Source organism: Bacillus sp. EE-W1, from assembly GCF_009760835.1.
In the GTDB taxonomy this organism is placed as follows: domain Bacteria; phylum Bacillota; class Bacilli; order Bacillales; family Bacillaceae_G; genus Bacillus_A; species Bacillus_A wiedmannii.
The window spans coordinates 24729-35709 of record NZ_WIPE01000056.1 but is presented as its reverse complement, the minus strand read 5'-3'; the positions used below and the strand labels follow the sequence as shown (position 1 = coordinate 35709).

11 protein-coding genes are annotated in these 10981 nt (G+C 35.2%); 4 read left to right on the top strand and 7 right to left on the bottom strand.

Annotated elements, in window-relative coordinates; translation table 11 throughout:
* The first annotated feature begins 149 nt into the window (after nucleotides 1-149).
* Nucleotides 150-572 carry a PH domain-containing protein gene (locus tag GFJ36_RS07950; RefSeq protein WP_087983140.1) on the top strand — a complete coding sequence of 141 codons (423 nt, stop codon included), beginning with the start codon at nucleotides 150-152 and terminating at the stop codon, nucleotides 570-572.
* Between the two features lie 88 nt (nucleotides 573-660).
* Here the strand turns inward: GFJ36_RS07950 and fumC are convergent, their stop codons facing one another.
* The 3 genes from fumC to GFJ36_RS07935 form a co-directional block, all read right to left on the bottom strand.
* Entirely contained in the window at nucleotides 661-2049 is a 1389-nt protein-coding gene (fumC, locus tag GFJ36_RS07945) for a class II fumarate hydratase (RefSeq protein WP_088062947.1), read from the bottom strand.
* A 123-nt stretch (nucleotides 2050-2172) separates the two neighbouring features.
* On the bottom strand, nucleotides 2173-3576 hold the full coding sequence (nhaC, locus tag GFJ36_RS07940) for a Na+/H+ antiporter NhaC (RefSeq protein WP_088062946.1): 1404 nt from the start codon (nucleotides 3574-3576) through the stop codon (nucleotides 2173-2175).
* Between the two features lie 324 nt (nucleotides 3577-3900).
* Entirely contained in the window at nucleotides 3901-4560 is a 660-nt protein-coding gene (locus GFJ36_RS07935; protein ID WP_088062945.1) for a class I SAM-dependent methyltransferase, read from the bottom strand.
* 255 nt (nucleotides 4561-4815) lie between these two features.
* On the opposite strand from GFJ36_RS07935, the gene GFJ36_RS07930 reads away from it, so the two are divergent.
* A complete protein-coding gene (locus tag GFJ36_RS07930; protein WP_098230228.1) occupies nucleotides 4816-5781 on the top strand; it encodes a DMT family transporter in 966 nt (321 codons plus the stop codon).
* 16 nt (nucleotides 5782-5797) lie between these two features.
* Nucleotides 5798-6469, top strand: a complete 672-nt coding sequence (locus GFJ36_RS07925; protein ID WP_046959020.1) for a GntR family transcriptional regulator — start codon at nucleotides 5798-5800, stop codon at nucleotides 6467-6469.
* A 56-nt stretch (nucleotides 6470-6525) separates the two neighbouring features.
* On the opposite strand, the gene fbpA is transcribed toward GFJ36_RS07925, so the two are convergent.
* Together fbpA and GFJ36_RS07915 are read right to left on the bottom strand one after the other, a co-directional pair.
* Nucleotides 6526-6696, bottom strand: coding sequence for a Fur-regulated basic protein FbpA (gene fbpA / locus GFJ36_RS07920; RefSeq protein WP_000098304.1), 171 nt, complete (start codon nucleotides 6694-6696; stop codon nucleotides 6526-6528).
* 193 nt (nucleotides 6697-6889) lie between these two features.
* A complete protein-coding gene (locus tag GFJ36_RS07915) occupies nucleotides 6890-7789 on the bottom strand; it encodes a cation diffusion facilitator family transporter (RefSeq protein ID WP_098133611.1) in 900 nt (299 codons plus the stop codon).
* A gap of 212 nt (nucleotides 7790-8001) precedes the next feature.
* Here GFJ36_RS07915 and GFJ36_RS07910 point away from each other — a divergent pair, with 212 nt between their 5' ends.
* On the top strand, nucleotides 8002-9075 hold the full coding sequence (locus GFJ36_RS07910) for a WD40/YVTN/BNR-like repeat-containing protein (RefSeq protein ID WP_097889329.1): 1074 nt from the start codon (nucleotides 8002-8004) through the stop codon (nucleotides 9073-9075).
* 40 nt (nucleotides 9076-9115) lie between these two features.
* On the opposite strand, the gene GFJ36_RS07905 is transcribed toward GFJ36_RS07910, so the two are convergent.
* Together GFJ36_RS07905 and GFJ36_RS07900 are read right to left on the bottom strand one after the other, a co-directional pair.
* Nucleotides 9116-10216, bottom strand: coding sequence for a DUF4179 domain-containing protein (locus GFJ36_RS07905; RefSeq protein WP_097906914.1), 1101 nt, complete (start codon nucleotides 10214-10216; stop codon nucleotides 9116-9118).
* Nucleotides 10213-10779 (bottom strand): sigma-70 family RNA polymerase sigma factor, encoded by a 567-nt coding sequence (locus GFJ36_RS07900; protein ID WP_097889327.1) that lies wholly within the window; start codon nucleotides 10777-10779, stop codon nucleotides 10213-10215. The genes GFJ36_RS07905 and GFJ36_RS07900 overlap by 4 nt, the downstream gene beginning before the upstream one ends.
* Nucleotides 10780-10981: the final 202 nt, after the last annotated feature.

Here is a 10981-nt window from a genome sequence, read left to right as displayed (position 1 = left end):
CCCCCACTGATTAAAGTTTCACTTTATCCCATCAGGAAATTTTACATGAATAATAAAACGTGTGAATATGCAATTATGCATATATACACGTTTTATTACGATGTTGTGATTTAATTTAGTTAGAGTACACGTAAACCGAGGTGACTAACTTGAAATTCAAAGCGAAAAAGAATCCATTTCACGTCATTTTCATTACATTATTTATCACTATTTTTCTCGTTTCGCTATTCTTCCAAAATGAAAATTCTATTTTTTTCACTCTCATGATGCTGTTAAATATCGTGAATCTTTCTTCATTCTATTTCTCTCACTACGACGTAACGGAATCATCTCTTGTCGTAAAACATGGTTTCATACTGCGTACTGAAATTCCATTTGAAGATATTCGCCATATTACATACTCTGGCAAAACACTTCGCTCAGAAAAGTGGACTAGGCAGCAATTAGAAATCCATTACAATTTATTTGATTCTGTGACAACTTTCGTACCTCAAGAAGAAGAAAAGTTCATTTCACTCTTAAAAGAAAACTGTCCACAAATGAAAGTATTGAACATGCCTGCTAACAAATAATATATTTTGGCACTTGTAGTAATACAAATGGAAGTCATAAAAATAAATATCAAAAAAGCCAAGATTCTAAAGAATCTTGGCTTTTTTATTACTCTTTCGGAGCAATCATTTTTTTCGGATCGACAATTTCATTAAATTGTTCTTCTGTTAGTAGTCCAGATTGCAGTGCTGCTTCTTTTAACGTTAACCCTTCTTTATGAGCATGCTTCGCAATTTTCGCTGCATTTTCATATCCGATATGCGGGTTTAATGCTGTAACAAGCATTAATGAACGATTCACATTCTCTTTAATTACTTCTTCATCTGCTTCAATACCAACTGCACAATTATCATTAAATGAAACAATTGCATCCGCTAATAGATGAGCAGATTGTAAGAAGTTATATGCAATAACAGGTTTAAATACATTTAATTCAAAATTACCTTGGCTCGCTGCAAATCCGATTGTTGCGTCATTTCCCATTACTTGCGCTACAACCATCGTTAACGCTTCACTTTGCGTTGGATTTACTTTACCTGGCATAATAGAACTTCCTGGCTCATTTGCCGGAATAATAATTTCTCCTAGACCACTACGCGGACCACTTGCAAGCCAGCGCACATCGTTAGCGATTTTCATTAAATCAGCTGCTAATGCTTTTAATGCACCATGCGTATATACAACTTCATCATGACTTGTTAATGCGTGGAACTTATTTGGTGCAGTAATAAATTGCTTACCTGTAAATTGGCTAATTTCCTCTGACACCATCTCCCCAAACTTAGGATGAGCATTAATACCTGTTCCAACTGCAGTACCACCAATTGCAAGCTCTTTCATATATGTATTGCTCTCTGCAATCATACGCTCTGTTTTTTCAAGCATACGGTGCCATCCGCTAATTTCTTGCCCTAATGTTAACGGTGTTGCATCTTGTAAGTGTGTACGACCAATTTTTATAATATGTTCAAATGCAGTTACTTTTTCTGCTAATGTCTCTTTTAATTTCGTAATTGCTGGTAACACGTGATTTTCTACTGCGATTACACATGCTACATGAAGCGCTGTTGGAAATGTATCATTTGAACTTTGAGACATGTTCACATCATCGTTCGGATGAATATGTGCGTCAGATCCCTTCTCTTTCAAAATTTGATTCCCACGATTTGCAATTACTTCATTCACATTCATATTTGACTGAGTACCGCTACCAGTTTGCCATACGACAAGTGGAAAATGTTCATTCCATTTCCCTGCGATCACTTCGTCAGCTGCTGCCACAATTGCTTCTGCTTTTTCTTCTGATAGCTTTCCTAATTTTTGATTACTAAGTGCTGCACTTTTCTTTAAAATGGCAAATGCTTTTACAATTTCAAGCGGCATTTGCTCTGTTCCAATCGGGAAGTTTTCTTTACTACGTTGTGTTTGTGCTGCCCATAATTTATCAGCTGGAACTTTTATTTCTCCTATTGTATCTCTTTCAATTCTGTACTCCATTTTTTCATCCCCTTGAAAATAAAATACCTACATTTCTCATTTTAACAGACTTTCACCCAGATGATAAGGATTCTCACTCGTATATATAAAAAAATACCTTCCGCCATCGCAGAAGGTATTTTTTTATGATGCTTGCTCCCCTTTTTCAACGTCATCTACATACCAAATGAATTTGCCTGTGTATCCGTAAATAACCGCCAAAATTAATGAAACAAAGCTTAACCACATAAACGGAACGTATGAGAACGTTGCTACACCTAAAATACCAGCCATAAAAATACCATTATCAGACCATGGAACCATACCTGAAGTTAACGTTCCACCTACTTCTGAGTTACGTGCTAATACACGTCGGTCTATTTTTAATTTATCATAGCTATCTTCCATAATTTTCGGTGTTAAAATTAGTGATACGTACATCGCACAACCAAATATATTCGCTAAGAATGCTACGATTAATGTAGACAATGTTACATTACCTGCAGAATTTAATTTCTTCTCAAATTTAGATACGATTACTTTTAAAACTCCTAGTTTTTCAAGTAATCCACCAAATCCTAAACCGAAAATAATAACGGCTACTGAGCCAAGCATACCGTTAATTCCACCACGGTTTAATAACTTGTCAACAAATTCAACACCAGATTGAATTGAGAATCCATTATACGCTGTTCCAATCGCCTCTCCAAAGTTCATTCCTTGGAAAAGAGTTGCCCAAATTGCACCAATTAAAGCTCCCATTGCAATTGTTGGCATAGACGGTTTCTTCATCGCTAATAGAGCGATAACAACGACCGCCGGAACAAGCATCCATATTTTAATATCAAATTCCTTTAATAAAGCTTCTTTTAAAAACTCTACTCGATTCAAATCTACATTATCGCCGCCATACATCCAACCAGCTACAGTAAACATAATGCTAGTAATAATATAAGCCGGAACATCTAATACGAGCATAGCTCGAACGTGAGCAATAACGTCTACTTTTGCCATAGACGCTGCAAGAACTGTACTATCAGAAAGTGGTGATAATTTATCGCCGAAATAAGCTCCTGAAAGAACTGCACCAGCAACAAGCGGAAGTGGTAAGCCAAGTCCTTCACCAATCGCCATCATAGCAATACCTGCTGTTCCTACTGTTCCCCATGATGTTCCTGTTGCGATAGAAGTAATTGAACAAATAATTAATGTTGCTAATAGGAATATGCTAGGGTGAATAAACTCTAATCCATAATAGATTAATGTTGGTACTACGCCACCAGCAATCCAAGTTCCAATTAAAGCACCTACCGCAACTAAAATCAGTATTGCTTCTAATCCGTTAGAAATCCCTTTCGTAATTGCATCTTGCAATTCTTGATAACGAAATCCTAATCTTAATCCAAGCGCAATTACTAAAAACCATGAAATAAATAGCGCTAATTGAATTGGGAGATCAAAAATCGTTTGGAAGGAAAAGACAACAGCAAGAAATAGTAATAAAAGAACTATGATTTCTAGCATCGATGGTAATCTTACACTTTTCATTTTTTTCTCTCCTTACAAGTCGATAACATGACGTATGTCGTCTTACATGTATGTAATATACAATTAGCGAAGACAAAACAAAATTTTCATATTATTTCGATTTATTTTTCCAGTATAATATAACACCTTTTCTATTGTAAAAGTAGATGTTACTTTTCGCAATGGAAAATATAAAAAATGTTACATTTTTATATAGAACAATCCAAAAATAACTTTTTTAATATTTGCCACAACAAAACTTTTTACTATTATCCTCCCCTTTTAAGGAATACCATTTTTCTCCACAAAAAAGCACACATCATTAAAATGATGCATGCTCTACTTTTATTTATACATATTTTGTATTTCTTCTTTATTTTTAAGTATTTCCACAAACTGATTGCTACAGCCTTTCGGAAATAACACTCCGAGCCCATATGAATGCTCAAACTGAAAATGAGGGTACTTCGCCTTGACCTCATCCCAAAATTTATATACGCCGAAGTTTCGATCTTTCACCTCAATATCATGAAATAACACAATACCGTTATTCGCAAGTTTCGGTAGCCATGTTTTATAGTCATGAGAAACTGCTTCATACGTATGATAGCCATCAATATGCAACAAATTTATCGTTCCATCTTGAAACTGATCCACGGCCTCATCAAAAGTAGACCGAATTAAATTCCCTATTTGAGGATAACTCGTGCTCACGAATTTACTCACTATTTGAAAAACACCTTCTCCATATGGACCTGTGTGCTCATCTCCTGCCCAAGTATCTACAGCAAAGCATTTTGTAGATAATCCTTCATCTTTTACCCCTTGGCAAAAACTGAAAAAAGAAGCTCCTAAATGTGTACCTAACTCAACTAATATTTCTGGCTTTTCAAATCTTACTAAATCATAAGCGAAGTTTAAATGTCCCACCCAAGCAGAATTCATACGAATATATGGATTGTATTGATCAAATTCAAATGTTGGTTTATGAGTAACCCAGCTCATCACATTTCTCCTTCTACACATATTTTTAACAAACCAAATTACTCTTATCTTTATTTTTTTATCCTCTTGATTATGATTTATTTTTATAATTTTATCTCGCTTTATTTCACCTCCTCACTTGTATCGTAAACATAACTGGAACTACTAAAATTCCTACCTTCTAACACAGAAATTTCAGTTTATTTTTTATTCATTTCGTGATATATTGCATATTGTATCCGAAACGAATTTGTAGAAAAGGAGAATGAAAACTATATGGATCCAAATCGTTTAAAAGGAATCATAATGGTTGTAATTGGTGCTTGTTTATGGGGATTGTCCGGAACAGCTGCACAACAACTTTTTCAATATGAAAATGTTTCTACTGAATGGTTAGTTACAATTCGATTGCTTATATCTGGCGTTATCTTGCTCCTTATTTCATCATTCGGAAAGAGAAAAAAAGAAATATTCGGCATATGGAAACAAAGATCTAATGCTACTAAAATGATATTGTTTGGCCTATTCGGTATGCTTGCTGTACAGTACACGTACTTCGCTTCTATTAAAGAAGGGAATGCTGCCGTCGCAACATTATTACAATATTTAGCTCCTATATTTATTACTGTATACTTACTTTTCAAGTGGAACGTTCGGCCATCAAAAATTGATTTCATTTCCATTACCCTTTCATTAGTAGGCACTTTTCTCTTACTAACAAATGGGTCTGTTCATAACTTGGCTGTTTCTACACCGGCTATTATTTGGGGTATTTTATCTGGATTATCTCTTGCTTTTTATAGTTTATATTCAAAGGGATTACTAGAAAGATGGTCTTCCTCTGTCATCGTTGGATGGGGCATGATTATTGGGGGTATTGGCGTTACGATTCTACACTTTATTTCTACAAACGAATTCATTTTATTATCGACTATGAAATATGTAAAACTAAGTACCCTACCGCTCATCACATTTGTCGTCATTTTCGGAACACTGATTGCATTTTATTTATACTTAGACAGCATACGATACCTGACTCCGAAAGAAACGACATTATTCGGTTGTACTGAACCACTCGCAGCTATTATTTCTTCTGTACTTATATTACACGTACCCTTTCAATCTTTTCAGTTATTAGGGGCTTTTTGTGTCATTGTAATGGTGCTCATCTTAAGCCAAAAACCGGATGAAGGGAAACAGGAATTAAAGTTTGTTCATGAGAAAAAAGAAAATATACAATGAAAGGATTGAATTCACTATGCCTATCCCTCAAAATTATAAAAAACAAGGAAGAGTTTCGGCAAAATCACTCGTTTTAAATCAACTACAAGATTGGATTATTGAAGGTGTACTGCAGCCTGATGAAAAAATTAATGATGGGGAATTGGCTGAAGCACTAGGAGTAAGCAGAACACCTGTAAGAGAAGCACTTCAAATATTAGAGCTTTCTGGATTAGTGGAAATGGTACCTGGGCAAAAAACAAAAATTGCTCCTATTAAGTTAGACGACATTCCTATCATTTATGAAACGATGGCTGGTCTTCACTCTATTATAGGAAAGCAAGCACTTCAAAACATTACAGACGCTGATCTGAAACTACTTTCTGAAATAAACGCTGATTTTCAGCGCTCTATAGAGAAGAAAAACGCAAAACAAGCTTTAAAACTAGATATACAATTTCACAATACAATTTCTTCTATTGCTAAAAACCAATATATTGAACCCTTTCTAGAAAATATGCAACTTCACGTTTTACGCCTTGAATATTTGTTTTTCCAAAACTTTGTTCCAGCAAGTCAATCTATTGAAGAACATCACTCTATCATTCAAGCATTGCAAAAGCAGGACGAAAAACAAATGGAACAAATGATGTCTCAAAACTGGCTCCGTCCAATGAAAGAAATATCAAAAATAATTTCTACGAAATAATAATAGAGCTGGTTACACAAAATCGTAACCAGCTCACCTTTTACTAATCTATATAGTTATGCCTGAATATCTGCATATTCTTCCATATCTTCGTACTCTTTTTCCAATTCCTCTAAAGACAGCTCGTATAATTGTCGGTCGCGAATTTTAAACACACCTGCTCCAATTAACTCATCAATTAAATGCCTCTTACGATTTTCAACAGCAAAACGGAGTTGACTACTCATCTTTTAAAAAACTCCTTTCTACAATCATTGAAAATGATAATCTTTATCAATTACCATTTTTGATTATAAAAGATGACTCTTTATAAGTAAAGTAATTTCATGAAATATTTACCTTACAAAGTATTTGTGGCCACATTATATATATGTATGCCGTGCGAAAAATGTTATGACACATTTTCTTATCCTTTTTCTTTCATACTTTGCAAGTTGTCTCAATATGATTAAATTCACCATCTATTTCTACTTGAATAGTGACATGTTCTACATGAAACTTCTCCTTTAATACATCCGTAGCCTCTTTTAATACATTTTGCGTTTCATCACCTTTAATAATCAAATGGCAAGTTAATACTTGAAAATCAGATGTGACAGACCATATGTGCAAATCATGAACTTCTTTTACAACCGTAATATTTAATAATGTACTTTTTACCTCTTCAACATTTATGTGCTGGGGTGCACCTTCCATTAATATATGGACGGTATCACGTGTTACACGCCATCCACTAATAATGACTAAAATAGACACAAGAATACTAGCAATCGCATCAGCAACAGTCCATCCGAAAAATTTAATACATAGCGCTGCAATAATCGCTCCGACTGATCCTAATAGATCGCCTAATACGTGTAGGAAAGCACTTCTTAAATTCAAGTTACCCTTCACATCTCCGCCCCTCATTAATATCCAAGCTGATAAAATATTAATAAGCAGACCAAGTACAGCAATAATGAGCATCTCATTACTAGCAATCTCAACTGGTTCTTTAAAACGGCGAATTGCTTCAATAAAAATGTATACTGAAATGACAATAAGAACGACACCGTTACATAATGCCGCTAACATTTCGACTCGCTTATACCCGTATGTTTTCGCAGCTGTTGCTGTTTTTTCTCCAAGCTTAAACGCAAGTAAACTTAATGCTAAGGATACTGCATCACTTAACATATGCCCCGCATCAGATAGTAGTGCTAAACTATTTGTTACAAATCCCCCAATAACTTCAGCAATCATAAAACTTGTCGTTAATACGAAAGCAATTAGTAACGCCTTTTTATTGTTAGAATGACCGTGATCATGTGAATGCCCCATACCAATACTCCTTTAAGTGCAATATCTGTACATTAGTATGAAACAAACTCCCCGTCTTTATCCCGTATTAACTGCCCGTAAACGCCCGCTTCCTCTGTATACACACTTCGCTTCTTTTTAAATAAGTCCTTTTTCTCAACAAAAAATAAGACTACTTCTTTTTCAGCTTCATATTGTTTACTAATGAAAGAATTTTTAAGGAGGTTACTAAAATGAAACGTTTATTTCTCTGTATGGAACGTGAACTAGTTGTAGTGAAAGAACAATATGGTAACTATGAAACAACGTATCACTTACAAAATATGCAACCTACCTGTATCGCAGTTGATCCATTCCAAAAGAATCGTGTATATTGCGGCACATTTGGACGAGGTTTATGGCTAAGTGACGATGGCGGGGATTCGTGGAAACCGATTGGAGATTCATATCGTTACTTTGATTTCCCTAAAGAAGATGGTATTTTACACTCTTCGATAACTTCCATTACGATAAGTCCTACTGAACAAGTTAACGGCTATGGCGTCGTTTATGTCGGCTCAGAACCGAGCGCTTTATTCCGTTCTGAAAATGGTGGTGAAACGTGGACTGAACTTAAAAATATGAAATCATTATTATCTTCTTATACGTGGGCTTTTCCGCCTAGACCTTTTACCCATCATGTACGCTGGATTACAGTTGATCCAAACAATCCAAATACAATCCATGTTTCAATTGAAGCTGGTGCTGTTATTCAAAGTAATGATAGAGGGCATACTTGGATTGATAAAAAATTCGGTGCTCCTATCGATGCGCATCAATTGCTTATGCACCCTGAAGCTCCAAATCGCCTTTATGCATCATGTGGTGATGGTTTTATGGGCGGACCTGATCGCGCATACCTTGAAAGTTATAACAGTGGAAACAGCTGGATCTCATGCAGTGAAGGACTTGAACACCATTATTTATACAGCATGGCTATCGATCCGGCTGATTGTGATACAATTCTCGTTTCTGCCGCACCGAGTGCTGACCTCGCTCATCACCGTATTCCTTATGAATCTTATATTTATCGTAAAACGAAAGATACTCCGTTCGAGCAAGTGCAGCAAGGTCTACCATCTGCAATTGGTACAGTCATTTCAATGTTTGCTACAAATCCAGCAGAACCACATACGTTTTACACTTTAAATAACAATGGCGTCTTTCAATCCAATGATAGCGGCGAATCGTGGGAACAACTAAACATTCCGTGGAAAGATGAGTATAAAACGCAGCATCCACATGCATTACTCGTTACTAGTTCTTAACGAAAAAAAGACTGCCTACTTGTTTTAGGCAGTCTCTCTTTTATTTCTTTAAATCAATTACGATATCATCTAGAACAATATCTTTACTCTTCGCTTCTTTTTTCGGCACTTCAATTTTCTTCTCTTTTCCATTCACATATTCCACTCCACCATGATTTTCAGGTGTATGCACTCGCAAGTGTACGCAAGGTGTAACGATAAGCTTTGTTGCATTTTCGTTTAGTTTTTGGAATGTGGCACTCCATCGAATATTGTAAGGATCGTTGCCACTTCCCCCATTTCCTTCACCCGAATAATCATTCCCTAAATCATCCTTAACCGTCAATTCAACATCTACACTATCCCATTCTTCCCTCGCACCCTTAGAAACTTCTTGATTGTAATAAAGAATAAATGAAACCGGCGACATTGCGACCTTTTCCATATTTGCTTTTATACCTTCTTTTTCCGAACTTCCACCAATTGTTCTCTCTTTACTATCCATTGATTTTACAGTTAATGCGAAATTCCAATTACCTTGTATTGATTTTTTCCTATCTGGCATCTCTATTCCCTCTATATTCCATCTAAAGTTTACTTTGTCCTTTTTATTAATATCATGGTGCGTCGTTGTTACCATACCTACATACTTTTTTTCAGTAACTTTAGTCATTTTCCCACTTCCTGAACTACCATGAGCGTCCATTATATCCAATCCCCCTAATATAATAGGATCATCCCCTAAGTCTTGCTCACTTTCCAGTGAATACGTTATAGATAATGTTCTGCCATCAGAAATTACATCATTAATTGTAACCTTAACCCCATTACTCTCTCTCGTCATATTCAATTCAGTCGAAAACTCTTTATAATTTTCATATAACCCTGTTCTACCATTATCTAAAAATCGGAATATGTCACCTACAATTGGCAATCCCCCGGCATATGTAGGAAACCCGATACCAAGTGTTGCAACTGATAATCCTACTAAAATAGATGCAGCAGCAACACCTTTTTTCCAACTTTTCATCTTTTTCTTCGTACGTATCGATTGTTTTACATTACGTTTCACTTTTTCTTTTTCAATTTCAGAAGCCTCAATTTCCTCAAGTTCTTTTTCATCTATATCAATATCATTTAATAGTTCATAAATGTCTTTCATATTGCACTACCTCCAAAACTAATTTTCGTAGCATTTTGTTGTAGTTTCTTTTTTCCACGGTACACACGATTATCGATCGCTGCCCGAGTTAACCCTAACTTATCTCCTATTTCTTCTGTCTTCATACCGAGAAGATATTTCATAATGAACACCTTTTGATCTAACGGTTCTAATTGATTAATAAGCTTCAATAACTCTTCCCTATCTTCCATAACGATTAATTCATCTTCCGCTGACTTTTCCGTACTAATATGAAACTCATCTGAAATAATTTCTACTTTTCTAGTCGCTTTCCGGTAATAATCAATCGCCTTAAATTTTGCAATCGCCGCTATCCATTTTTTAAAGTCACTCGGCTCTCCATGAAATTTATTTGCGTTACTCCAAATGGAAAGAAATATATCGTTTACACATTCCTCTATTAATCCATCATTTTGAACCGGAAGAAGGACTTTATGCGTTATTCCTTTTATAAGTGGTAAATATGTATCGACAACGAATTCTAGCGCATCTTCTTTTTGCCGTTGTAATCTTTTTATAAAATTTTTCTCATTTGATTTCATGTAGCGATTCCCCTTATTTTTTTGTAAAAGCTTTTACACCCTATATAACGTCTTACAAAATATTTTCTCTCATCTCTTTTTATTTTTTGTATGTTATGGAATACTTTCCCTACGCCATTGTCTCACATAACTATGTATTACAAGAAAATTTTCTCAAGTCTGCAATTTAATTCATGTAGTACACTATTTATATAGTCATTCT

What these genes read in the sequence shown, in the direction of transcription:
- fumC (WP_088062947.1), bottom strand. Translation starts at nt 2,049, where the DNA reads ATGGAGTACAGAATTGAAAGAGATACAATAGGAGAAATAAAAGTTCCA.
- nhaC (WP_088062946.1), bottom strand. Translation starts at nt 3,576, where the DNA reads ATGAAAAGTGTAAGATTACCATCGATGCTAGAAATCATAGTTCTTTTA.
- GFJ36_RS07935 (WP_088062945.1), bottom strand. Translation starts at nt 4,560, where the DNA reads ATGAGCTGGGTTACTCATAAACCAACATTTGAATTTGATCAATACAAT.
- GFJ36_RS07930 (WP_098230228.1), top strand. Translation starts at nt 4,816, where the DNA reads ATGGATCCAAATCGTTTAAAAGGAATCATAATGGTTGTAATTGGTGCT.
- GFJ36_RS07925 (WP_046959020.1), top strand. Translation starts at nt 5,798, where the DNA reads ATGCCTATCCCTCAAAATTATAAAAAACAAGGAAGAGTTTCGGCAAAA.
- fbpA (WP_000098304.1), bottom strand. Translation starts at nt 6,696, where the DNA reads ATGAGTAGTCAACTCCGTTTTGCTGTTGAAAATCGTAAGAGGCATTTA.
- GFJ36_RS07915 (WP_098133611.1), bottom strand. Translation starts at nt 7,789, where the DNA reads ATGGGGCATTCACATGATCACGGTCATTCTAACAATAAAAAGGCGTTA.
- GFJ36_RS07910 (WP_097889329.1), top strand. Translation starts at nt 8,002, where the DNA reads ATGAAACGTTTATTTCTCTGTATGGAACGTGAACTAGTTGTAGTGAAA.
- GFJ36_RS07905 (WP_097906914.1), bottom strand. Translation starts at nt 10,216, where the DNA reads ATGAAAGACATTTATGAACTATTAAATGATATTGATATAGATGAAAAA.
- GFJ36_RS07900 (WP_097889327.1), bottom strand. Translation starts at nt 10,779, where the DNA reads ATGAAATCAAATGAGAAAAATTTTATAAAAAGATTACAACGGCAAAAA.